20 protein-coding genes and 1 pseudogene are annotated in these 21940 nt (G+C 74.2%); 10 read left to right on the top strand and 11 right to left on the bottom strand.

The window, feature by feature from the left end:
* Positions 1-109: 109 nt before the first annotated feature.
* Positions 110-2284, bottom strand: a complete 2175-nt coding sequence (katG, locus tag ACZ4UB_RS36470; RefSeq protein WP_468077158.1) for a catalase/peroxidase HPI — start codon at positions 2282-2284, stop codon at positions 110-112.
* Between the two features lie 226 nt (positions 2285-2510).
* On the opposite strand from katG, the gene ACZ4UB_RS36475 reads away from it, so the two are divergent.
* Complete coding sequence (locus ACZ4UB_RS36475) at positions 2511-4037, top strand: hypothetical protein (RefSeq protein WP_468077085.1); 1527 nt, start codon at positions 2511-2513, stop codon at positions 4035-4037.
* Here the strand turns inward: ACZ4UB_RS36475 and ACZ4UB_RS36480 are convergent.
* Positions 4018-4710: a TetR/AcrR family transcriptional regulator C-terminal domain-containing protein gene (locus ACZ4UB_RS36480; protein WP_468077087.1), complete on the bottom strand. Its 693-nt coding sequence runs from the start codon at positions 4708-4710 to the stop codon at positions 4018-4020. The two genes, ACZ4UB_RS36475 and ACZ4UB_RS36480, sit on opposite strands and share 20 nt — an antisense overlap.
* A gap of 38 nt (positions 4711-4748) precedes the next feature.
* Between ACZ4UB_RS36480 and ACZ4UB_RS36485 the strand changes: the two genes are divergently transcribed.
* Complete coding sequence (locus ACZ4UB_RS36485; RefSeq protein ID WP_468077089.1) at positions 4749-6188, top strand: FAD-dependent monooxygenase; 1440 nt, start codon at positions 4749-4751, stop codon at positions 6186-6188.
* A gap of 45 nt (positions 6189-6233) precedes the next feature.
* Here the strand turns inward: ACZ4UB_RS36485 and ACZ4UB_RS36490 are convergent, their stop codons facing one another.
* Both ACZ4UB_RS36490 and ACZ4UB_RS36495 read right to left on the bottom strand, forming a co-directional pair.
* Positions 6234-7061 (bottom strand): hypothetical protein, encoded by an 828-nt coding sequence (locus ACZ4UB_RS36490; protein WP_468077091.1) that lies wholly within the window; start codon positions 7059-7061, stop codon positions 6234-6236.
* Positions 7061-8338, bottom strand: a complete 1278-nt coding sequence (locus ACZ4UB_RS36495) for a VWA domain-containing protein (protein ID WP_468077093.1) — start codon at positions 8336-8338, stop codon at positions 7061-7063. The genes ACZ4UB_RS36490 and ACZ4UB_RS36495 overlap by 1 nt, the downstream gene beginning before the upstream one ends.
* A gap of 143 nt (positions 8339-8481) precedes the next feature.
* Between ACZ4UB_RS36495 and ACZ4UB_RS36500 the strand changes: the two are divergent.
* Positions 8482-8657: pseudogene (locus ACZ4UB_RS36500) on the top strand (alpha/beta hydrolase); the annotation flags it as partial.
* Between the two features lie 150 nt (positions 8658-8807).
* On the opposite strand, the gene ACZ4UB_RS36505 reads toward ACZ4UB_RS36500, so the two are convergent.
* From ACZ4UB_RS36505 to ACZ4UB_RS36515, 3 genes are read right to left on the bottom strand one after another with little or no spacing between them, the layout of a single operon-like run.
* Positions 8808-9215 (bottom strand): VOC family protein, encoded by a 408-nt coding sequence (locus ACZ4UB_RS36505; protein ID WP_468077095.1) that lies wholly within the window; start codon positions 9213-9215, stop codon positions 8808-8810.
* 32 nt (positions 9216-9247) lie between these two features.
* Positions 9248-9793: an NUDIX hydrolase gene (locus ACZ4UB_RS36510; protein WP_468077097.1), complete on the bottom strand. Its 546-nt coding sequence runs from the start codon at positions 9791-9793 to the stop codon at positions 9248-9250.
* Positions 9794-9808: 15 nt separating this feature from the next.
* The gene (locus tag ACZ4UB_RS36515) at positions 9809-10303 is read right to left on the bottom strand and encodes a hypothetical protein (protein WP_468077099.1); all 495 of its coding nucleotides are present in this window, start codon (positions 10301-10303) and stop codon (positions 9809-9811) included.
* Between ACZ4UB_RS36515 and ACZ4UB_RS36520 the strand changes: the two genes are divergently transcribed.
* The gene (locus ACZ4UB_RS36520) at positions 10302-10511 is read left to right on the top strand and encodes a hypothetical protein (RefSeq protein WP_468077101.1); all 210 of its coding nucleotides are present in this window, start codon (positions 10302-10304) and stop codon (positions 10509-10511) included. The genes ACZ4UB_RS36515 and ACZ4UB_RS36520 overlap by 2 nt on opposite strands.
* A 186-nt stretch (positions 10512-10697) precedes the next feature.
* On the top strand, positions 10698-11528 hold the full coding sequence (locus ACZ4UB_RS36525) for a TrmB family transcriptional regulator (protein WP_468077103.1): 831 nt from the start codon (positions 10698-10700) through the stop codon (positions 11526-11528).
* Positions 11529-11534: 6 nt separating this feature from the next.
* Here ACZ4UB_RS36525 and ACZ4UB_RS36530 read toward each other — a convergent pair whose 3' ends face one another.
* The 3 genes from ACZ4UB_RS36530 to ACZ4UB_RS36540 form a co-directional block, all read right to left on the bottom strand.
* A complete protein-coding gene (locus ACZ4UB_RS36530; RefSeq protein ID WP_468077105.1) occupies positions 11535-12305 on the bottom strand; it encodes a phytanoyl-CoA dioxygenase family protein in 771 nt (256 codons plus the stop codon).
* An 84-nt stretch (positions 12306-12389) separates the two neighbouring features.
* Complete coding sequence (locus ACZ4UB_RS36535) at positions 12390-13673, bottom strand: anhydro-N-acetylmuramic acid kinase (RefSeq protein ID WP_468077160.1); 1284 nt, start codon at positions 13671-13673, stop codon at positions 12390-12392.
* A 5-nt stretch (positions 13674-13678) separates the two neighbouring features.
* A complete protein-coding gene (locus tag ACZ4UB_RS36540) occupies positions 13679-15016 on the bottom strand; it encodes an MFS transporter (protein ID WP_468077107.1) in 1338 nt (445 codons plus the stop codon).
* A 167-nt stretch (positions 15017-15183) separates the two neighbouring features.
* On the opposite strand from ACZ4UB_RS36540, the gene ACZ4UB_RS36545 reads away from it, so the two are divergent.
* The 3 genes from ACZ4UB_RS36545 to ACZ4UB_RS36555 are packed head-to-tail and all read left to right on the top strand — an operon-like array spanning position 15184 to position 18679.
* Positions 15184-16860 (top strand): NAD(P)/FAD-dependent oxidoreductase, encoded by a 1677-nt coding sequence (locus tag ACZ4UB_RS36545; protein ID WP_468077109.1) that lies wholly within the window; start codon positions 15184-15186, stop codon positions 16858-16860.
* The gene (locus ACZ4UB_RS36550; protein WP_468077111.1) at positions 16857-18320 is read left to right on the top strand and encodes an ATP-binding protein; all 1464 of its coding nucleotides are present in this window, start codon (positions 16857-16859) and stop codon (positions 18318-18320) included. Before ACZ4UB_RS36545 ends, ACZ4UB_RS36550 begins: the two co-directional genes overlap by 4 nt.
* Positions 18317-18679 (top strand): UBP-type zinc finger domain-containing protein, encoded by a 363-nt coding sequence (locus ACZ4UB_RS36555; protein ID WP_468077113.1) that lies wholly within the window; start codon positions 18317-18319, stop codon positions 18677-18679. Before ACZ4UB_RS36550 ends, ACZ4UB_RS36555 begins: the two co-directional genes overlap by 4 nt.
* Positions 18680-18731: 52 nt before the next feature.
* Here ACZ4UB_RS36555 and ACZ4UB_RS36560 read toward each other — a convergent pair whose 3' ends face one another.
* On the bottom strand, positions 18732-20093 hold the full coding sequence (locus ACZ4UB_RS36560; RefSeq protein WP_468077114.1) for an AMP-binding protein: 1362 nt from the start codon (positions 20091-20093) through the stop codon (positions 18732-18734).
* Positions 20094-20380: 287 nt separating this feature from the next.
* Here ACZ4UB_RS36560 and ACZ4UB_RS36565 point away from each other — a divergent pair, with 287 nt between their 5' ends.
* Positions 20381-21004 carry a TetR/AcrR family transcriptional regulator gene (locus ACZ4UB_RS36565; RefSeq protein ID WP_468077116.1) on the top strand — a complete coding sequence of 208 codons (624 nt, stop codon included), beginning with the start codon at positions 20381-20383 and terminating at the stop codon, positions 21002-21004.
* Complete coding sequence (locus ACZ4UB_RS36570; protein ID WP_468077118.1) at positions 21001-21861, top strand: alpha/beta fold hydrolase; 861 nt, start codon at positions 21001-21003, stop codon at positions 21859-21861. The genes ACZ4UB_RS36565 and ACZ4UB_RS36570 overlap by 4 nt, the downstream gene beginning before the upstream one ends.
* Positions 21862-21940: the final 79 nt, after the last annotated feature.

Raw genomic sequence — 21940 nt, forward strand, 5'->3', positions numbered from 1 at the left:
CCCCCCCCCCCCCCCCCCCCCCCCCCCCCCCCCCCCCCCCCCCCCCCCCCCCCCCCCCCCCCCCCCCCCCCCCCCCCCCCCCCCCCCCCCCGGTCGGGCGGGGCGCCCGTCAGGCGCGGTCGAACCGGTCGAGGTTCATCACCTTGTCCCACGCGGCCACGAAGTCGCGCACGAACTTCTCCCCGGCGTCCGCGGACGCGTAGACCTCCGCCAGGGCGCGGAGCTGGGCGTGCGAACCGAAGACGAGGTCGGCGGCGGTGGCCGTCCACCGGGGCTTGCCCGTCGCGCGGTCCTGGCCCTCGAAGACGTTCTCCGCCGTCGGCGACGCCTTCCACTGCGTGCCCATGTCCAGCAGGTTGACGAAGAAGTCGGTGGTCAGCGTCTGTGGCCGGTCGGTCAGGACGCCGTGCGGGGACCGCCGGAAGCCGGTGTTCAGCGCCCGCATGCCGCCGATCAGCACCGTCATCTCGGGTGCGGTCAGCGTCAGCATGCTCGCGCGGTCCAGCAGCAGGGTCTCCGGCGACAGCTTCTCGCCCGCCCGCAGGTAGTTGCGGAACCCGTCCGCGCGCGGTTCGAGCACGGCGAACGACTCCACGTCGGTCTGCTCCTGCGTGGCGTCCGTGCGCCCCGGTGCGAACGGGACCGTGACCTCGTGCCCGGCGTCCTTCGCGGCCTGCTCGACCGCCGCGCAACCGCCCAGGACGATCAGGTCGGCGAGCGAGATCCGCGGCCCCCCGGCCTCCTGCCGGATCTCTTCGAGGCGCCGCACCGTCTCGGTCACCTCGGGCTGGGCGTTGACCTCCCAGTCCTTCTGCGGCGAGAGCCGGATCCGTGCCCCGTTCGCCCCGCCGCGCTTGTCGGTTCCGCGGAAGCTCGCCGCCGACGCCCAAGCGGTGGTGACCAGTTGGGAGACGGTCAGTCCCGAGGCGAGGACCGCGGCCTTCAGCGCGGTGACCTCCGCGTCCGAGACCAACGGGTGGTCGACCGGCGGAACGGGGTCCTGCCACAGCTGCGGCGCCGGGATCCACGGGCCGAGGTAGCGCGAGACGGGTCCCATGTCGCGGTGCAGGAGCTTGTACCAGGCCTTGGCGAACGCGTCCGCGAGGGCGGCCGGATCCTCGTGGAACCTCTTCGCGATCGGCGCGTAGACCGGGTCGAACTTCAGTGCGAGGTCCGTCGTCAGCATCATCGGCGCGTGCTTCTTCGACGGATCGTGCGCATCGGGCACCGTGCCCGCCGCCGCCGGATCCGTGGGCTTCCACTGCTGCGCGCCGGCCGGACTGGTCGTCAGCTCCCAGTCGTAGGCGAAGAGGTTGTCCAGATAGCCGTTGTCCCACGTCGCGGGCGCGGTGGTCCACGCGCCCTCCAGCCCGCTGGTGAGCGCGTGGACGCCCGAGCCGCTGCCGTAGGTGTTCTGCCAGCCGAGGCCCTGCTGCGCCATCGGGCAGGCCTCCGGCTCCGGGCCGATGTACTCGGGGCCGACCGCGCCGTGGCACTTGCCGAAGGTGTGCCCGCCGATGATGAGGGCGGCCGTCTCCTCGTCGTTCATCGCCATGCGCGCGAACGTCTCGCGGATGTCCTTGGCGGCGGCCAGCGGATCCGGATTGCCGTTGGGGCCCTCCGGATTGACGTAGATCAGCCCCATCTGTACGGCGCCGAGCGGGCCGGAGAGCTGCCGGTCACCGCTGTAGCGCTCGTCGCCGAGCCAGGTGTCCTCGGGGCCCCAGAAGATCTCCTCGGGTTCCCAGATGTCCTCGCGCCCGAAGCCGAAGCCGAAGGTCTCGAACCCCATGGATTCCAGCGCGCAGTTGCCGGCGAAGACCAGCAGGTCGGCCCAGGAGACCTTCCGGCCGTACTTCTGCTTCACGGGCCAGAGCAGCCGGCGCGCCTTGTCCAGGCTCGCGTTGTCCGGCCAGCTGTTGAGGGGCGCGAAGCGCTGGGCGCCGGCCCCGCCACCGCCGCGGCCGTCGGCGATGCGGTACGTTCCCGCGGAGTGCCAGCTCATCCGGATGAAGAGCGGCCCGTAGTGGCCGTAGTCGGCGGGCCACCAGTCCTGTGACGCCGTCATGACCGCGAAGACGTCCCGCTTCAGGGCGTCGAGGTCCAGCGTGGCGAACTCCCGCGCGTAGTCGAAGTCTTCGCCCAGCGGGTTGGAGCGGGACGAATGCTGATGGAGGACCTGGAGGTCGAGCTGCTCCGGCCACCAGTCCCGGTTCGACCTGGGGCGGGTCGAGGTCGGGGCAGGGGCGGGGATGACTGGGTTCTCGCTGTCGCTGCCGGACACGTCGTCCTTCTTCCTGTTCTCGGTGTTTCCCTCGGCCGGCTGCCGGCCGCTTCGCACGCCGCCGACGATCGAGCGCGCATCGGCGTCCGTATGGTCGCGTACCGCGCCCCGCACCGCGGCGAGAACACGCAGGACGCCTCCGCATCTCCACCGGTCACCACTCCGGCACCACACGCGCCGCCACACCGGCCGCCCTCCGCTCCCGGACCGGTGCGATCATCGGGCCATGACCGACCCCGACTGCTCCCCCGTACGGCGCGGCCCGGCGCCCGGCCGACGCCCTGCGGCCGTCGAGGCGCTCGGGGCCCTGCTCGACCGTTCGTGGGTGCAGATCGGGGAGGCCGCGGCCGACGCCCGACGGTTCGACCGGGAGACCCTCCGGGCCGTGGCGGACGTGTGGGACAACAACACCCTGCCCTTCGTGCGGGTGGCCACGGCCGGTTCGCGGCGCGCGCGGGAGCGCCGGGCGCGGGCCGCGTGGGAGTGGATGGCCGCGCTCGGCGAACAGCGGCGGTCCTGGATGCTGGAGCAGGCGGCGGCCGCCGGATTCGCCGGGGAGGACCTCCTCCCGCCCGCGCGGCCGTACCTGCCGGGGCGGGACTACCAGGGGCGCGTGATGGCTCCGGTGACGGCGATGACCGCGCGGGCCGTGCGTGATCTGGCCGCCGACTACGCGCTGTCGGCGGCCGAGGTCCGCGCGCTGCGGATCGAGCGGGCGGGGAACCGCCTCGACGGCTTCCTCCAACTGACCCTTCCCCGCGCCCGTCCGCTCGACGGGGCCTGGACCGGGACCGCGACGCTGGACGTGTGGCTGCGCGACGTCACCGAGGTCCGCTTCGATTCCGATGACGCCCGGGGCGCCCGCCCGTCGGCGCCGGACGACCGGGCCACGAGCAGCGCCGGCGCCGGGGTCGGCATGGGCATCGGCGCCCGCGGCACGCTCCGCGCGGCGAGCGCCGACCTCCGGCCGGACGACCCGTGCTGGCACCTGACCGCCGCCGGACGACGGGCCGATGCGCTCGCCCCGGCGCGCGAGGACGAACGGCCCGCCCCCGCGCCCCCGACGGAGGGTGAGCTGGGGTCCCACGCCACGACCGCCGCGCGGCTCCTGCACCGCGCGATGCTGGAGATCCGTCGGGTGCGCTACGCCGAGCAGGCCCCCGGCGTGCCGGTACGGGAGCTGCACCGGGCCTTCGCGGGCGCGGGCACGGCGATCCTCGCCGCCGGTGCGCACCGCCTGCCCCACCGTCGGGAAGCGGCCTTCCGTCGGCTGACGGAGAGCTGGGTGCGGCGCGGTGGACCGGCCCTCGACGGCTGGTTCGCCGGGGTGCTGGGGGAGGCGGGCCACCCCGCGGGCCACCCCCCGGGCCACCCCGCGGGCCCGCACGGCCGTGGCCCCGCCCCGTCGGACCCGACCGCCGATGCGCCGCGCCGGCCCGCTCCGGAGCCCGCCGCGCGCCCCTGGTCGCAGGACGCCGAACTCCGGCTGGCCGCGTACACCTCGGCGCGCACGGTCCACGGGACCGCGTACGACGCCTCGGTCCTGCTCCACCTGGCCGTCCCGGCCGCGGGCGGGGCCGACGGGGCGCCCTGGCGGTTGCGTGCCGCGGGCGGCTCCCGCCCCGCCCGCTTCCAGCTGCGGACCGAGGCGTTCGAGGGCGCCGGGCGCCCCCGCGTCACGGTCGACGACGGCGGGGCGCGTCAGGTCGTACTGCGCGACGGAGCCCTCACGCTCACCAGAGGGAGCGGGTAGCGGCGATGCCCGTGAGGACCGCCGCGAGGCCCTGCTCGAATCCGGTGTCCCGGTCGCGGAACATGGCCGGGCCGGCCGCGGTCGTCAGCGGGTAGTCCGTGAGGCGCGCGGCGCGGGCGTCGAGGTCGTACCCCTCGCCGTCGGCACCGGGCAGCGGCCCCATCGACTGCTCCTCGATCACGTACCCGATGGTGTAGCTGTACGCGGTGAACCACGCGCGGGCGGCCCCGGCGGAGCTGAAACCGCCGTCGACCAGGGTGCGCAGGTGGGCTTCCATCGGAGCGGCGAAGCTCATGTCCGTGAAGTGCGTGCCGCTGTAGACCTTGGCGCCGTCGCGGTAGCGCAGCAGGTGGTCGCGCAGCCCGCGCATCGCCGTCTGCAGGGCCTCGTGCCAGTCGCGGGGCGGGTCCACGGCCGTGGCCAGGTCCGCCGTCATCCGGCGGAACATCTCGGTGGCCATCTCGTCGAGCAGGGCCCGCTTGTCCTTGAAGTGCCAGTACAGGGCGGGCGCCTTGACGTCCAGTTCCTTGGCGATGGCCCGCAGCGTGAGCCCTTCGAGGCCCACCTCGCCGAGCAGGCGCAGGGCGGTCGCCGCGACCGTCGCGCGGTCGAGTCGGGCCCGCTCGGGCTTGGCTCCTCGTACGTCGGACGTCGCGTCCGGTTCTTTCGACACCTTGACAACTTAACAGCGTTAAGCACATTCTCGTAGCCATGACAGCACTTAACAGCGTTAAGGAGTCGGGGGCGCTCGACGTACTCGTCGTCGGCGCGGGCCCCACCGGACTGGCACTCGCCCTCGACCTCACCCGCCGCGGCGTCCGCGCCCTGGTCCTCGAACGGGCCGACGCGCTCTTCCCCGGCTCCCGGGGCAAGGGCCTGCAGCCGCGGACCCTGGAGGTCCTCGACGACTTCGGGGTCGTCGACGCGGTGCTGGCCGACAGCGGCGACGCCCCCATGGGCCGGATCTGGCGGGACGGGAGCCCCGTCGGCGAGCACGACATGCTCGGCGACGGCGACATCGACGGGCCCACCGACGCCGAGCCCCACCGGCGGGCCCGGCTGATCCCGCAGTGGCGCACGCAGGAGATCCTCTTCGCCCGCCTCACCGAGGTCGGTGGCCGGGTCGCCTTCGGCGTCGAGCTGACCGGCCTCGACCAGGACGCCGACGGAGTGGACGCGCACCTCGCCGACGGAACCACGCTGCGCGCCGCCTACCTGGTCGCCGCCGACGGAGGGCGCTCCACGGTCCGCAAGGCCCTGGGCATCGCGATGACCGGACAGGGCGGTGCGACCGTGGCCCCCGACCCGATGGTCGTCGCCGACGTCCGACTGCGTCCCGGCGCCCTGGACCGCGACCACTGGCACGTCTTCCCCGGCGCGGACGGCGCCTTCGCCGCGATCTGCCCGCTCCCCGGCACCGACGACTACCAGCTCGTCGCCCGGACCGAGGACCTCGACGTCCCCGCGGTGGTCGCCGCCCTCACCCACCTGAGCGCGCGGGACGTCACCGAGGTCCGCTGGGCCTCCGACTTCCGACCGCGCGCGGCCATGGCCGACCGCTTCCGCGCCGGCCGCGTACTGCTCGCGGGCGATGCCGCCCACGTGCACTCGCCGGCCGGCGGGCAGGGGCTCAACACCAGCGTCCAGGACGCCTACAACCTCGGCTGGAAGCTTGGCCAGGTGCTGCGCCACGGCGCGCACCCGGCGCTCGTCGACACCTACGAGCAGGAGCGCCAGCCCGTCGCCGCGCAGATGCTCGGTCTGTCGAGCCGGATCCACCGCGGCGAGGAGGAGCGGGGCGAGGCCGGCCGCCAGCTCGGCCTCGGCTACCGGGGCGGCCCGCTCTCCGAGGGCTCGGCGGGGGCCCTGGAAGCGGGTGACCGGGCCCCGGACGGGCCGCTCCCGGACGGCAGTCGGCTCTTCGACCTGTTCCGGGGCCCCCACTTCACCCTGTTGGCCGTCGGTACGGACGCCGAACTACCAGCCGTGGACGCCGAGTTCGTCCGTACGCGGCACATCGACGCCTACGAGCCGTACGGCAAGGGGATCTTCCTGGTCCGGCCCGACGGGTACGTCGGCTGGGCGGGCGAGGAGCAGGCCGGCCTGGCCCGCTACCTCGCCCGCTTCGCAAGCACGGCGCCCCGCGCCTGAGGGGCGCGTTCGTACGACGCCGGGAGCGGGGTCGGTCCGTCCCGCTCAGGCGCCGGGCGGCACCCGGGACGGGCGGCCCGAGCCGCGCGTGAGCGAGTACCCGAAGAGGCCCGCGAGGGCGCCGAGCACGCCGCCCGCCGCGGTCCAGATCCAACGGTCGGTCCACCATCCGCCGGACCAGCCGTCCTCCGGCTCGCGCAGCGACCCGGTCACGGTGGCGGGGACCAGCGGAGCGGCGAGCGAGCCGTCCACCGCGCTGGCACCACCGGTCTCCGTCACCGCGGCCTCGACCGCGGCCCGTACCGGCAGACCGAGGTCCTCCGCGGGCAGGGCGGCGACCGTCAGGCGTACGTAGTAGCTCCCTGGTAGCGGATCGTTGGCCCACGGCTCCGCCGCGGCGCGGACGGTGCGCAGGGTGCACGAGAGTTCGACCGAGGCGGCCTCCTTCGCCGCGGCCCGGGACTGCGTCCCGTACGTGCACGCCTGTCGGCGGCGCAGACCGTCGTACACGTCGAGCTGCCAGGTCGCCGAGCCGTGCCGGGCGGCGGACTCGGGCAGGGTGACCGTGGTCTTCACGGTCACCCGCTGCTGCGCGTCGATGGGGAGCACCCAGTAGAGGTAGTCACCCGTGGACCCGGCCGCGGTGGCCCGCTGACCCGGACGCAGCGCGGCCGCGGTACGGAAGCTGGTGCCCGCCTCGGTCGGGGCGCTCGCCCCGGAGGCGTCCTTGCCGGACTTCTCGCCCGAACTCGGGCTGGCGGCGGGGTCGGAGGGCGAGGGGGTGTCCGCCATCGCCGTCGCGGCCGTTCCCGCCACCGCGAGCGCGGCGGTGGCCGCCACGAGTACGGCGGTCAGTGTGCGTACGGTACGCATCAGTTGGTCCTCCAGACGGAGATGCGCCAGCGCGAGATCCAGCCCCACACCAGACCGGCCAGCAGTCCGGCGAGCACCAGCACGCCCAGTAGCCACCAGCCGCGCCCGAGCCCGAAGGCGGCGGCGTCGGACGCCTCGTCGGGGCCGTCCACCAGCTCGATGGCCAGCTCGACGGGCATGCCCGGGGCGGTCTTGACGGACGGCGCCGCGGAGAAGGAGTTGCTGACCTGGATGCACACGGTCTCGGCCGGCGGTTCGCCGTCCTTGCCCTCGTCGTCGACGTCGGCCTTCGGGTAGCGCAGGCCGGTCGACAGCACGTCGGTGCGCCCGTCACCCGCCTCCGAACCCCGTACGATCTCCCGCCCGTGGACGGTCGTCGCCCGGAGCAGGACCCCGTAGTCGTTGTTGACGGCGCGGTCGGCGGCGATGCTCACCGAGGCCCGCAGTTCCTGCCCGGGACGGACGTCCACCCGGTACCAGCGGTGCTCGCCGAAGGTCTCGCGGTCGCTGTAGAGGCCGGCCTTCAGCAGCGGCGCCCCCTGGCACTGCTTCGCACCCTCGGTGGCCACGGGGTTGACGACCGGATCGGCCGCCCGGTCGACCAACTGCCGCACGCGACCCGAGAGTTCGTTCTTGTGCTGGACCGCGGTATAGGTGCCGCCGGTGGCCTCCGCGATGCAGGTGAGCTGCGTGCGCGTCTTGGCGTCGGGCACCAGGCCGAGGGTGTCGATGACGAGGTGGATGCCCTTGGCCGCGATGTCCCGCGCCACTTCGCACGGGTCGAGCGGGGCGCAGGTGTCCTCGCCGTCGGTGATGAGCACGATCCGCTTGGTGGCGTTGCCGCCCTCCAGGTCCTGGGCGGAGGCCAGCAGGGCCGGACCGATCGGGGTCCAGCCGGTGGGCGCCAGCGTGGCCACCGCGGTCTTCGCCTCGGTCCGGTTCAAGGGGCCCACCGGATAGAGCTGCTTGGTGTCCTTGCAGCCGAGCGCCTTGTCCTCACCGGCGTAGTTGGCCCCCAGGGTCCGTATGCCGAGCCGCACCTCGTCGGGCACGGCGTCGATGACCTCGTTGAAGGCCTGCTTCGCCGCCGCCATCCGGGACTGCCCGTCGATGTCGGTCGCCCGCATGGAGCCGCTGACGTCGAGGACGAGGTCGACCTTGGGCGGTTCCTTGGCCGTTGGTCCGTCTGCGGCGACGGCGCTCGCCGGGAAGAGCCCGACCGCCAGGGCGGCGAGCATGCCGCACGCCCCGATCGCCAGCCGTTTGCTTGTGATCATCGCCGGATCGTATTGAGGATCGCGCGCCAATCCAAAACGGGCCGGCGTGCGCGAGGTTCGGACGTCACGCTGCTGAGCGCGCGGCCCGCCGCGGCCACCGGGCGCTGCCGGTGCTGCACTACCTGCACGGAGGCGGCATGCTCATGGGCAACGCGTGGTCCGTGCTCCCGCGGCTGCCGCGCGAGCGGGCGCTCGAACTGGAGCTGGCCGTCGTGTCCGTGGAGTACCGCTTGGCCCCCCGGCCCGGTACCCGGCCCCGTTGGAGGACTGCTACGCGGGATTCGACCGGGTGGCCGGGCACGCGGCCGAGCGGGACCTCGACGCCGACCGCATCGTGATCGGCGGGAAGAGCGCCGGCGGCGGGCTCGCCGCGCTCGCCCGGGACCGGGGTGGACCGACGCCGACCTGCCGCCCGCCTCCACAGAAGCGCCCGCACCAGCTGGCTCCGCCGCGCCCTGCCCCCACCGCCCTAGCGCTGCGGCCAGGTCGGGCCCTCATCCGTCCACACGACGCCCTTGTTGCGGCAGAGGCAGAAGGGGTGGCCGATCGGGTCGGTGTAGACGCGGAAGCCGTAGCCCTCGGGGCCGATGACGTCACGCTGCAAGGTCGCACCGAGGGCCAGGACCCGGGATTCCTCGGCCTCGATGTCGTCGACTTCGAAGTCCAGGTGGAACTGCTTGGGGTGCTCGTTGTCCGGCCACTGCGGGGCGCGGTAGTCCTCCACCTGGATGAAGGCCAGTTCGATCGCGCCGAACGCGATGCCGGCCCAGTGCTCGTTGCTGTCCTCCTTGACCGGGCGTCCCGTCACCCCGGAGTAGAAGGCTGCCAGCTTCATCGTGTCCGGGCAGTCGATAATGAAATCGGTGAGTTGCAGCATTCCGCGATCTTGCCACGAGACCTCATGATCCCCTAGAGATTAAACTCGGGACCCGCCAGCAGCCGGGTGCGGTCGCTCGTGGAGTCCGCGGTGTGGGGGATCGGGTCGCCGGGCTCCTGGAAGTGCACGGCGCCGGGCAGGCCCGCGCGGTAGGCGTCCAAGGCGGCCCGGCAGTAGGCGACCATCGGCTCCGGCAGGGCGTCCAGCGGGTACCAGCCCATGGCGTCGCAGACGTCGGGCTCCCGCACCCGCGGACTTCCCCGCCAGCTGCGGGCCTGGAGGAACAGGCCGATCCGGGCCCGGCCGTGGGGGCCGCGGTGGTGGACCGTCACCGCCAGCCCCACCGCGTCCGGCTCGATCCGTACACCGGTCTCCTCGGCCGCCTCCCGGATCACCGCGGTGACGACGTCCTCGTGCGCCCCGTCGACGTGCCCGGACGGCAGGTGCCACATGCCCGCCGCGTACACCTGTCCGGCGCGCCGCGACAACAGCACCTCCCGCTCCCCACCCCGCTCCCCGGCCCGCACCAGCAGCAGGTGCACGTCCAACGCCAGCCGGTACCGCTCCACCCCGCTCACGGCGCCGACCCGCCCTCAGCAGCCGGCCGGGACGGACGGGGGGACGAAGGTCGCCGCGAGCACGCGGGCGGACTTGACCGTGACGTCCAGGGCGCCGCGCCCCGCCTCGGTGTAGGAGGTCGGCATCTGGAGGTCGTTCGGCAGGTCGGACTCGGTGATGTCGGGGCCCGTGTGGACGACCGACAGCGAACCCCGGCACGCCGAGGACTGCGGCGGCACGCTGCCGCCGACGATCCCGTCCGCGGGGCCGACGGTGAGGACGGGGCGGTCCATGAACACGTACACGAACTCCTTGCCCGGGGAGGGTGAGGGCCGGCCCGGGGCCGTCCTGCCGTGGGACACGTCCACCCAGAACCGGCTGAGCGTCACCTTCACCGCGGAGCAGGGGCGTTCGGTCGTCTCGGGGGCGAAGCTCAGACCCGAGCCGTCGATCTTGAGTGCCTTGCTGCCGTAGGAGCCGCTGGTGCTCTTGAGTCGCGAGAGGTAGGACGTCAGCTTCTCCGTGTCCATGGCAGCGGTGTCCGTGCACGCCGTGTTCGGGGCCGCCGGTGCGGGCGGGGTGGCCGCGGTGGGCGCTACGGACGGGGTGGACGACGGGGCCTTCGGGGACGTCGAGGACGACGCGGCCGCGCTCGGTGTGGCCGAGCCGGAACAGCCGGTGAGCGAGAGCAGGAGCGCCGAGGCGAACGCGGCGCCGGCGGCCCCTCGCGATCCGTGACGCATGCGCGCTCCCCCCGGTCCGTCGCGCTACTGCAACAGCTTTGGTGTGCAGCCTAGTTGATGAGCCGGTCGCGGCGGGGGCAGCCGGCCGGACGAAGTGGGTGAGTGGCACGCCCGAGGGAACACCCGTCGAGGGCGAAGGATTGCTTTCGGTCGGTGATCTCCGGGTATAGCGTGTCGTGCCATGGAGTCGTCGGACGACGGTGAGGTCAACGACCTGGTCGCGCTGGGCCTTTCCCGCTACGAGGCCAAGGTCTACCTCGCGCTGGTCACGCGCGAGTCGTACACCGCCGCGGAGGCGGCGCGCGCGGCGCACGTCCCCCGCCAGCGCGTGTACGACGTGCTCGACGCGCTCGTGCGCAGGCGACTGGCCATCCCGCGCCCCGGCCGCGTGGCGGCCTTCTCGGCCGTCGCGCCCGAACTGGCCCTCACCCGGCTGATGGCCCTGCAGCGGGAGTCCCTGGAGCGGCTGGACCAGGCCTCCTTCGCGCTGACCGCGGCGCTGACCCCGCTGTGGACCGCGGGGCAGACGCACACCGACCCGCTCGACTACATCGAGGTGCTGCGCGACCCCAAGGCGATCGCCGAGCGCTTCGCACGCATCCAGGAGCAGGCGGCGCACGAGGTGCTCAGCTTCTGCAAACCACCCTTCGTCGCCCCCGCGGCGAACACGGAGGGCATCAGGACCGTCCGCAGGTTGCGCCGAGCCGGGGGCACGGCCCGCGCGGTGTACACGCACGACGCGCTCGGTGACGCCGACGTACTGGAGAACGTGCGCCGCTTCGGCGAAGCGGGCGAGGAGGCCCGCTTCGCCCCGGAGCTCCCGCTCAAGCTGATCATCGCCGATGCCTCGCTGGTCCTGTGCGACATGCCCGACCCCATGGCCGGTACGAGCGCCACCACGGCCCTGTTCATCGAACACCCGGCGCTCGCGAGCTGCTTGAGGCTGACCTTCCTGACCGTCTGGGACCGGGCCGAAACGGTGGCCGACCTCGGGTCCGGCGCCCGCGGCTGAGCGGGGTCAGCGGCCCCGCAGGCCGGCCAGCACCGCCCGCTCCACCGGTGACGGCGCGGGACGGTCCAGGTCGAGCGCTCCCGCCGGTTCCACTGGTTCCAACGGGGGCTGGGCGAGGAAGCGGGGCGCGCTGCCGCCGTGCCGCTGCGCGGCGTGGATCAGGAACGGGTGGCACAGGAACACGTCCCCGGCCCGGCCGGTCGCGGGCACCTCCGGGCGGCCGGCCGAGGCGGGCACGGCCTCCGCGCACAGCGGGAACCACTCCCGGCCCTCCTCGCCCGCGGCCGCCAGCAGCGGCGGCAGGTCCAGGTGCGAGCCGACGCGGATGCGGGTGGGGGCGTCGTCCGGGCCGACGTCCGACAGGAGGAACAGCATCAGCAGGGCGCGACCGCGCGAGCGCAGGTTCACCCGGTACTCGCCCGTCGGCGCGGTCCAGCCCGCGTCGAGGTGCCAGCCGTCGTCACCGGGATCCTTCTCGCTGGGGAAGCGGATCGGGAAGGTGCCCATGCCGAGCGGGGCGCGCCAGCGTCCCGCGCCCACCAACTGGTCGTAGGCCTCGCGCAGCGCCGCGGTGTTGCCCGCTTCCCGGAAGGCCGCGGTGTCCATGGCGCCGATCCGCACGACCGGCTCGGTCCACCCCTCGGGCTCGCTCGCGCGGAAGCCGCTGGCTTCCCACAACTGCTCCCGGCACGAGTCCACCGTGGGCCCCGGGACGGCTCCCGGGACGCGGACGAAGCCGTCCGCCACGAAGGACTCGATCTCGGCTTCGGTCAGCATCCACGCACTCCACGGGCTCTCGGCTCATCGCTTGCCCGAGCAGCCTCGCCAAGCGAGCGCTCGCCGGCAACCGGATTTCCGCCGTCACCGGGGACCGTCGGGGGAGCCGGGGGCCGCGCACGGGCCGGACCGCACGGGCCGGACGTCGAGGCGGACCGGGGCCGTCCGCAGCGGCGCCGGCAGCCGCAGGCCGCGCCCGCCGGGCGTGATCGAGCCGAGGACGCTCGGGTGCCGGGCGCCGGTACAGGAGGCGAGGGTGCCCGGGAGGCCGTGCGCGGTGAGCCAGCCCAACACGGCGAAGGCGTAGGCCTCCTTCGCGTCCGACGGCAGCCCCAGTCCGTCGGACGTCCGCAGCAGCACGTCGCCCGCGCCCAGTTCCTCCTCCAGCCACCGCATCAGCACCGGATTGCGCGTCCCGCCGCCGGAGGCGATCACCTCCGTCGCGCCGAACGGCCGCACGGCCTCGGCAACGGTCCGCGCGGTGAGCCGGGTCAACGTGGCGATGACGTCCTCGGCGGGAAGCCGCCCGAACGGCGCCAACGCGGCCCGCAGGTAGCCCAGGTGGAACAGCTCCTTGCCGGTCGTCTTCGGCGCGGGCACCGCGTAGTACGGCTCCTCCAACAGCCGCCGCAGCAGCGCGGGATGTACGCGCCCCCGCGCGGCGAGCACGCCGTCCGCATCCATGGAGCGGGCTCGGCCCGCGCGATCGCGCCCCGCCCACTCCCGCACCGCCGCGTCGATCAGCGCGTTCGCGGGCCCGGTGTCGAAGGCCAGCGGCCCACCGCCGGCCGCGCCCCCCACGACCCCCGAACCCCCCGCGCCGCCCCCGCCCCGCGACAGCACCGTGACGTTCGCGATCCCACCCAGGTTGAGCGCCACGGAGACCCCCGGCCGCCCGCGCAGCCACATCGCGTCGACGACGCTCACCAGGGGCGCGCCCTGCCCGCCGGCCGCCACGTCCCGGGTGCGGAAGCCCGAGACGACGGGGCGCCCGGTCGCCTCCGCGATCCAGGCGGGTTCACCGAGCTGGAGGGTGCCGAGCACCCGCCCGGCCTCGCTCCAGTGGTAGACGGTCTGGCCGTGCGAGGCGATCAGATCGGCCCGCCCGCCGCACAACTGCGCGTCGGCCCGCAGCGCCGCCGAGGCGAAGGCCTGCCCGATGCGGGTGTCGAGCCGACACACCGTGGCCAGATCCGTCCCGGCCGGCGGCAGCGCCCCGGCCAGCGCCTCCCGCAGCGCGTCGTCGTAGGTCGCGCCGAGCGTGCCCAGCGGCGTGAGGACGAGCGCGTCCCCGTCCACGGTGAACTCGGCGGCGGCCGCGTCGATGGCGTCGTAGGAGGTGCCGGACATCAAGCCGATCACGCGCAGGCCGCTCACCGCAGCTCGCGCTCGTGGTCGTCGCCGCGCAGCGTGAGCAGGGCGACGGCACTGACCGCGCAGGTGGCCGCCGCGTAGTAGCCGGGGACGTCCGCGTCCCCGGTCCGCGCCACGACCTCGGTGATCACCAGCCCCGCGCAGCCCGAGAACACCGCGTTGGCCAGGGCGTACGCCAGCCCGAGGCCCGTGTAGCGCACCGTCGTCGGGAACATCTCGGCCAGCATCGCCGGCCCCGGCCCCGCCATCAGCCCGACGGCCGCCCCCGCCCCCACCAGCGCCGCGCCCTTCGCGTACGGCGCCGCGCCGGGATCCCGCACCAGGTGCAGCAGGGGCAGCGCCAGCAGGGCGACCAGCAGCGCCCCGGCGAGCATGACCGGACGCCGCCCGACCCGGTCGCTCACCGCGCCGGCCGGCAGGATCGAGCAGGCGAACCCGAGGTTGGCCAAGGCGGTGGCGACCAGGGCCTGTTGGAAGGTCGCGTGCAGGGTGTTCTGGAGGTAGGAGGGCAGGACCACCAGGAAGGTGTAGCCGGCCGCGGACCAGCCCATGACCCGCCCGGCGCCCAGGACCACGGCCCGCACGGTGTCCGAGACGGGCGGCCGCCCACCCTCCGAGAGGCCCTCCCGGGCGCCGTCCGTGGCCGCGGCGGCCGCGGCGAAGGCGGGCGTCTCGTCCAGCCGCAACCGCAGCCACAGGGCGACGAGCCCGAGGGGCAGCGTCAGCAGGAACGGCACCCGCCATCCCCACGCGTGCAGTTGGGAGACGGTCAGCACGGTCGCCAGGAGCGCCGCCACGGCGGCGCCCCCGAGCAGGCCGAGCGCCACCGTGAAGGACTGCCACGCCCCGTACCGGCCCCGGCGGCCCGGTGGCGCGCACTCCGTCATCACCGCCACCGCGCCACCGAACTCGCCGCCCGCGGAGAGCCCCTGCACGACGCGCAGGACCGTCAGCAACCACGGCGCGGCCGCGCCGACGGACGCGTAGGTCGGCAGCGCGCCGATCAGCGCCGTGGCCCCCGTCATCAGACAGATGACGAGGACGAGCGTCGGGCGACGGCCGATCCGGTCGCCGAGCCGGCCGAAGACCGCCGCCCCGACGGGCCGGAAGAAGAACGCGAGGGCGAAGGACGCGTAGGCCCTGACCAGCCCTTCTACCGGGCTGCCGCCCTCGGGGGTGAAGAAGTGCGCCGCGATCACGGTGGCGAAGTAGCCGTAGACGCCGAACTCGTACCACTCGACCAGATTGCCGACGGACCCCGCCACCAGAGCCCGGCGCGCACCGTCCGGCCGGGCGGCCGCGGGAGCCCGTACCGGGGCGGGGGCGGGTGTGGTCATGGGGCAAGCGTGCTGAGCGACGGGGCCGCTCCACAAGCCCCGTCCCCCATCTGCCGTACGCCCCCGGCGGCCCGGCCCCGGAGCGGACCGGGGCGATCGCACCTACGATGGTCGGGAACCGGCGCGCGGCTGGCCGTGCCGGTGGGGTCCGCCCGGGCAGGAGGCACATGGTCGAGGTCGCCGACACCGCGCGGACCGTCATCCTGACCGTGGACGACGACCCGGGGGTCTCCCGCGCCATCGCCCGTGACCTGCGCAAACGCTACGGCGCCGGGTACCGGATCGTGCGCGCCGAGTCCGGCGAGTCGGCGCTGGAGGCCCTGCGCGAGCTGAAGCTGCGGGGCGATCTGGTGGCCGTGATCCTGGCCGACTACCGGATGCCCCAGATGAACGGCATCGAGTTCCTCGAACAGGCCCTGAACGTGTACCCGGGCGCCCGGCGGGTGCTGCTGACGGCCTACGCCGACACCAACGCGGCGATCGACGCGATCAACGTCGTGGACCTCGACCACTACCTGCTCAAGCCCTGGGACCCGCCGGAGGAGAAGCTCTACCCGGTCGTGGACGACCTGCTCGCGGCCTGGCGCGCCAGTGACTACCGGCCGGTGCCCGCCACCAAGGTGGTCGGCCACCGCTGGTCGGCGCGCTCCTCGGACGTGCGGGAGTTCCTGGCCCGCAACCAGGTGCCGTACCGCTGGTACTCCTCCGACGAGCCCGAAGGCCGGCGACTGCTGGAGGCGGCCGGCGCCGACGGGCAGCGGCTGCCCCTGGTGGTCACCCCGCAGGGCGCCGTACTGATCGAGCCGGAGACGGCCGACCTGGCCGCCCACGTCGGCCTCGCGACGACGCCCGCCGCGGACTTCTACGACCTCGTCGTGATCGGCGGCGGCCCGGCCGGCCTCGGCGCGGCCGTGTACGGGGCCTCCGAGGGGCTGCGCACGGTACTGATCGAACGGTCGGCGACCGGGGGACAGGCCGGGCAGAGCTCCCGCATCGAGAACTACCTCGGCTTCCCGGACGGGGTCTCGGGCGCACAGCTGACCGACCGGGCGCGCCGCCAGGCCGGCCGGTTCGGCGCCGAGATCCTCACCGCCCGCGAGGTCACCGCACTGGAGGTCAACGGTGCGGCGCGCGTGGTCCGCTTCTCCGACGGTTCGCAGATCGCCGCGCACAGCGTGATCCTGGCGACCGGGGTGTCCTACCGCCAGCTCCTGGCACCCGGCTGCGAGGAGCTGACCGGCTGCGGGGTGTTCTACGGCTCCTCGCTCACCGAGGCCGCCTCCTGCCAGGAGCAGGACGTGTACATCGTGGGCGGCGCCAACTCGGCCGGACAGGCGGCGATGTACCTCGCCCGGGGCGCGAAGTCGGTGACGCTGCTGGTGCGCGGGGAGTCCTTGCGGGCCTCGATGAGCCACTACCTCGTCCAACAGATCGAGGAGGCGCCGAACATCACGGTGCGCTCCCGGACCGTCGTCGAGTCGGCGCACGGCGACGGCCACCTGCAACAGCTGACCGTGCGGGACGTGGACAGCGGCGCCACCGAACTCGTCGACACCCAGTGGATGTTCGTCTTCATCGGCGCGGCCCCGCTGACCGACTGGCTGGACGGCACCGTGCTGCGCGACGAGCACGGCTTCATCCTGGCGGGCCCGGACCTCACACCGGACGGGAGGCCCCCCGCGGAGTGGGAGCTCGACCGGCCGCCCTACCACCTGGAGACCAACATCCCCGGCGTCTTCGTGGCGGGCGACGCGCGCGCCCAGTCCGCCAAGCGCGTCGCGTCCGCCGTAGGAGAGGGAGCCATGGCCGTGATGCTCGTCCACCGCTACCTGGAGCAGTCATGAGCGGGCAGGTCATGCCGTGCGCTCCGCACGAGATCTCCTCGCTGTTCCTGTTCGAGAAGCTCACCCCGGAGCAGCTCGGGCGGCTGTGCGCCGAAGGACGGGTCGAGCGCTTCGAAGCCGGTCCCGTGTACACCGAGGGCGATCCGGCGACCTGCTTCTACGTGATGATCGAGGGCACCGTCGTACTGTCCCGCCGGGTCGGCGCGGACGACGTGGAGGTGGGCCGCACCTCGCAGCGCGGGGTGTACTCGGGGGCCATGCAGGCCTACCTGGGCGACCGGGTGCCGCAGACCTACAACAACTCGATGCGGGTGACCGAGCCGACGCGGTTCTTCGTGCTGCCCGCGCAGTCGTTCGCGGACGTCATGCGGGAGTGGTTCCCGATGGCCGCGCACCTGCTGGAGGGCCTCTTCTTCGGTTCGCGCAGCACCCAACAGGCCATCGGGCAGCGCGAACGGCTCCTGGCGCTGGGCTCGTTGTCCGCCGGGCTCACCCACGAGCTCAACAATCCGGCCGCGGCGGCGGTCCGGGCCACCGAGAGCCTGCGCGAGCGGGTGGGCAAGATGCGACACAAACTGGCCGTGATCGCCAAGGGCCCCTACTCCCGCGAGGCGCTCGCCGAACTGATCGAGATCCAGGAGCGCACGGCCGAACGCGTCGCCAAGGCACCGGTGTTGAGTCCACTGGAAGCCTCCGACCAGGAGGACCGGCTCACCGACTGGCTCGACGACCACGGCATCCAGGAGGGCTGGCGGATCGCACCGACCTTCGTGCAGGCCGGGCTGGACACGGACTGGCTGGACCACGTCGCGGCGACCGTCGCCGAGGACATCCTGCCGGGGGCGATCGGCTGGCTCAACTACACGGTCGAGACCGAGTTGTTGATGGACGAGATCAACGACTCCACGACCCGCATCTCCCACCTCGTGGACGCCGCCAAGCAGTACTCGCAGCTCGACCGGGCCCCCTACCGGGTCGTCGACGTCCACGAACTCCTCGACAGCACCCTGGTGATGCTCTCCGGGAAGTTCGGCCCCCGGGTCCGGGTGGTCAAGGAGTACGACCGCTCCGTGCCGGACGTGCCCGCCTACCCGGCGGAACTCAACCAGGTGTGGACCAACCTCATCGACAACGCCGTCTTCGCCATCGGCAGCACCGGCCAGGACGGCACCCTGACGGTCCGCACGGCGCGGGAGGGGGACCGGCTGCTGGTGGAGTTCCGCGACACCGGGCCCGGCATCCCGGCGGAGATCCGCAGCCGCATCTTCGACCCCTTCTTCACCACCAAGCCCGTGGGCGAGGGCACCGGCCTCGGCCTGGACATCTCCTGGCGGATCGTGGTCAGCAAGCACCACGGCAGCCTCCAGGTCGAGTCCGTGCCGGGCGACACCCGCTTCCAGGTGCTGCTGCCGCTGACCGCAGCCCCGGAATCCGACGAGGACGACGAGGAGCCCGCATGACCGACACCGAGGCCGTCGACGGAATCGACCCGGGCGCCGTGCCCAGCGGTACCGGCTGCGTGGACTGCGACGCGGTGGGCGGGTGGTGGTTCCACCTGCGGCGCTGCGCCCAGTGCGGGCACGTCGGCTGCTGCGACTCCTCGCCGTCCCAACACGCCACCGCCCACTGGAAATCCAGCGGTCATCCCCTGGTGCAGAGCTTCGAACCGGACGAGGAGTGGTACTGGGACTACGCCGGCGCCGAGCTGTACGAGTCCGGGCCCGCGCTCGCGCCGCCCGTCGGCCACCCCGCGGACCAGCCCGCGCCGGGCCCTGCCGACCGGGTTCCGCAGGACTGGGCGAGGCAGCTGCACCGCTGAGCGGCCGGACGCGTGAGCGGCTTACGCGGGGGCGGCCGTACGGGTGGGCGGTCTACCGCGGGTCGGCGGGAGGGTCGGCCGGCACGAGATCGCCGTCGGGGGTGCGCCGCGCGCGTTCGCCGGTGCGCAGGAACCCGTCGGGGGTGAAGGCGCGCGCGTTGTGGTCGGGGGCGCGGTAGTGCCCCCGCGGGGCGTACGGGCCGCGGACGAGGAGCTCGCCGGGCTCCCCGTCGGGCACGTCCGCGCCTTCGGCGTCGACGATGCGGATCTCGTCGTCCGGCGAGAGCGCGCGGCCCCGCGTGGTGAGGACGGTCTCCAGCGGATCGGCGGGCCGGGTCAGGGTGACCAGTCCCTCGGGCAGGTCGAAGACCCGCTGGAGGCGGCCCAGTTCGGCGGCGATCCGTTCGGCGGTGGCCCGGGGCAGCGGCCCGCCGCCGCACTGCACCAGGCGCAGCGTGCTCAGGTCCGCGCCGACCTCGGGGAGCGCGTCGAGCCAGAGCCGGGCCACGGAGGGGGTCACCGAGGTGACGGTGACCCCCTCCCGCTCGACGGCCGCGAGGCACGCGGCGGGGTCGGGGTCGTCGAGCAGGACGACGCTGCCGCCGACGGTCAGGGTGCCGATGATGCCGGGGCAGCCGAAGGTGAGGTTGTGGTCGGCGGGCAGGGCGGCGAGGTAGACGTCGTCCTCGGTGAGCGACACCCGTTCCGCGGCGGCCCGCGCCTGGTAGGCGTAGTCGTCGTGGGTGCGGGGCACGAGCGGGGGCGTTTCGCGGGCGTCGTCCGCGCGGGCGGCGCGCAGGAGGAGCGCCACCTGGTCGGCTCCCTGCGCGAGCGGCTGGTCGGGCGGGGAGTCCAGGGAGGCCAGCGGGAAGTAGTGGCAGCCCGAGGTGTCGGTGGTGAATCCGCCGTACGGGGACGCGGTGCCCGGTTCCTCGAAGGGGAACACCCGCCGCAGGAAGGGCCCTTCGGCCGCGATGGCCGCGGCCATCGCGATGTGGTCGAAGCCCCGGTACGTCGACGGGCCGACGTACCCCACGGCCTGGGTGAGCCGCACGAGGCGGGACACCTCGGCCGCGCGGAGCGGGAGCGGGCAGAACACCGGGACGGCGCCGGCGCGCAGCAGCGCGAAGACGGTGATCACGAACTCGGGCACCGTGGGCATCTGGACGACGACCCGCTGCCGGGGCCGTAGGCCGCGCAGCCGGAATCCGGCCGCCGTGCGGCCCACGCGCCGGTTCAGGGCCGCGTAGGTGATGCGGGTGTCGCCGTGCACGAGCGCGGTCCGGGGGCCGAACTGGAGGGCCCAGCCGCGCAGCAGGTTGTCCAGCGAATTGCCCCGCCAGTGCCCGGCCGCCCAGTAGTGGTCGACGTACTCCTCGGGCCAGGGGGTACAGCCGTCGAGCGTGGGTGACATCCGCTTCCTCCCTGCGGGGCGAGGGCTCCGCACGGGATCGGGGAGCGGCCCCGCCGCCTGGTCCGATCAATCCAAGACCCCAACATCCCGGCGCGCAATGTGCTTTCCCCACCAGGGAGGCCGGCTCCCGTCGGCGGAAGGACCAAGGCGTGGCCCTTGACCCGGCCTGCCGACCCTCTTAAATTTAGAAAGGTCTCTAAGTTTGCCGAAGGCGCGTCGAAGGCAAGTCGAAGGCGGTTCGAAGGCGATTCGAGGCATGTCGCAGGGTCGTGAAGGGGCGTGATCGCATGAGGACGGACGGCGGCGGGCTGCGCGAGCAGCACAAGGCGCAGCGACGGGAGCGGATCCTCGACGCGACGCGCGACCTCCTGAGGGACGGCGCGCAGTCCGCGATCAGCACCGAGCGGATCGCCGAGCGGGCGGGCGTCTCCCCGGCCACCGTGTACAACCTGATCGGACCGCGCGAGAAGGTCTGGGAGGCGCTCGCCGGCGGCTTCGTGGACCGACTGGAGGCCGAGCTGGCCGTGTTGGACGCCGGCGACCCGCGGGAGGTGGTCCGGGCGACAGTGCGGCTCTTCACCGGCGACCCGGTCGTGTCGCGCCGCATGGTGCGGGGCTGGGAGGAGAGCGGCCTCGTCTTCGACCGCAGCCCGCTCGGTCAGCTCCGCCGGGCGATGGCGGACCTCCGGGCGCGGGGCGTGCTGCGCGCCGACGTCGACGCGGACGCCCTGGCCTTCGCCGTGGGCACCTCCTGCGTCGGCGCCCTGCACCAGTGGGTCGCCGGCCTGATCGACGACGAGCGGTTCCTGGAGCGCGCCCTCTTCGGGCTGGACGTCGTCCTCGCCGCGGCGGCCGCGGACGCGCACCGGGACCGGCTGCTGGAGCCGCTGCGCACCCGGGGCACGGCATGAAGGCCGGCGCACCGCCCCGGACCTCGACCTTCGCGGGCGGCGACGGCATCCGGCTCGTGGCCGACGTCTGGGGCGAGGAGGGCGCACCGCCCCTCGTCCTGCTGCACGGCGGAGGTCAGACCCGCCGGGCCTGGGGCCGGGCCGGGCCCCGCCTGGCCGCGCTGGGCTGGCGGGTCGTCGCCCCGGACCTGCGGGGGCACGGCGCCAGCGACTGGTCGGCGGACGGCGCGTACGGCCTCGACCTCTTCGCCGGGGACGTCCGGGCGCTCGTCGCCGCGCTCGACGACCGGCCGGTGCTCGTCGGCGCCTCGCTCGGCGGCCTGGCCTCGCTGCTGGCCGCCGGCGAGACCCCGCGAGCGGCGGTGCGCGCCCTGGTGCTCGTCGACGTGGCCCACCGCCCGGATCCCCGCGGGGCGCGCCGGATCGTGGAGTTCATGCGCCGCCGTCCGGACGGCTTCGCGAGCGTCGAGGAGGCGGCCGCGGTGGTCACCGCCCACCTGGCCCACCGCCCGCGCCCCGCCGACACGGGCGGGCTCCGCGGCAACCTGCGCCGCCGGGGCGAGCGCTGGGTCTGGCACTGGGACCCCCGGATGCTGGACCACTTCGAGGACAGGATGGACCCGCCCGGAATGGCGGAGCGCCTCCTGGCCGCCGCCCGCGGCGCCGACGTACCGGTCCTGCTCGTCCGGGGCGGGGAGAGCGACGTGGTGCGCGAGGAGACCGCCGCGCAGTTCTGCGCCGGGGTGCCCCGCGCGCGGTACGTCGACGTGGCCGGTGCGGGACACATGGTGGCCGGGGACCGCAACGAACACTTCGTCGACGCGGTCGTCCCCTTCCTGGCGGAGCTCGGTGGCTGAGCCGCGGCCGTGTCCTGCCACGCGGGGGGATCCCGTGGGGGACCCTTCCCGCGCTCGCCCCGGCGATCTGATCTGATGG

This window comes from Streptomyces sp. NPDC028419, assembly GCF_055565515.1.

Coding starts and splice junctions, on each gene's coding strand:
- ACZ4UB_RS36505 (WP_468077095.1), bottom strand. CDS start 9,215: ATGCTGCAACTCACCGATTTCATTATCGACTGCCCGGACACGATGAAG.
- ACZ4UB_RS36490 (WP_468077091.1), bottom strand. CDS start 7,061: ATGCGTACCGTACGCACACTGACCGCCGTACTCGTGGCGGCCACCGCC.
- ACZ4UB_RS36560 (WP_468077114.1), bottom strand. CDS start 20,093: ATGTCACCCACGCTCGACGGCTGTACCCCCTGGCCCGAGGAGTACGTC.
- ACZ4UB_RS36570 (WP_468077118.1), top strand. CDS start 21,001: ATGAAGGCCGGCGCACCGCCCCGGACCTCGACCTTCGCGGGCGGCGAC.
- ACZ4UB_RS36540 (WP_468077107.1), bottom strand. CDS start 15,016: ATGACCACACCCGCCCCCGCCCCGGTACGGGCTCCCGCGGCCGCCCGG.
- ACZ4UB_RS36565 (WP_468077116.1), top strand. CDS start 20,381: ATGAGGACGGACGGCGGCGGGCTGCGCGAGCAGCACAAGGCGCAGCGA.
- ACZ4UB_RS36550 (WP_468077111.1), top strand. CDS start 16,857: ATGAGCGGGCAGGTCATGCCGTGCGCTCCGCACGAGATCTCCTCGCTG.
- ACZ4UB_RS36495 (WP_468077093.1), bottom strand. CDS start 8,338: ATGATCACAAGCAAACGGCTGGCGATCGGGGCGTGCGGCATGCTCGCC.
- ACZ4UB_RS36515 (WP_468077099.1), bottom strand. CDS start 10,303: ATGGACACGGAGAAGCTGACGTCCTACCTCTCGCGACTCAAGAGCACC.
- ACZ4UB_RS36475 (WP_468077085.1), top strand. CDS start 2,511: ATGACCGACCCCGACTGCTCCCCCGTACGGCGCGGCCCGGCGCCCGGC.
- ACZ4UB_RS36485 (WP_468077089.1), top strand. CDS start 4,749: ATGACAGCACTTAACAGCGTTAAGGAGTCGGGGGCGCTCGACGTACTC.
- ACZ4UB_RS36555 (WP_468077113.1), top strand. CDS start 18,317: ATGACCGACACCGAGGCCGTCGACGGAATCGACCCGGGCGCCGTGCCC.
- ACZ4UB_RS36530 (WP_468077105.1), bottom strand. CDS start 12,305: ATGCTGACCGAAGCCGAGATCGAGTCCTTCGTGGCGGACGGCTTCGTC.
- ACZ4UB_RS36525 (WP_468077103.1), top strand. CDS start 10,698: ATGGAGTCGTCGGACGACGGTGAGGTCAACGACCTGGTCGCGCTGGGC.
- ACZ4UB_RS36545 (WP_468077109.1), top strand. CDS start 15,184: ATGGTCGAGGTCGCCGACACCGCGCGGACCGTCATCCTGACCGTGGAC.
- ACZ4UB_RS36520 (WP_468077101.1), top strand. CDS start 10,302: ATGGCAGCGGTGTCCGTGCACGCCGTGTTCGGGGCCGCCGGTGCGGGC.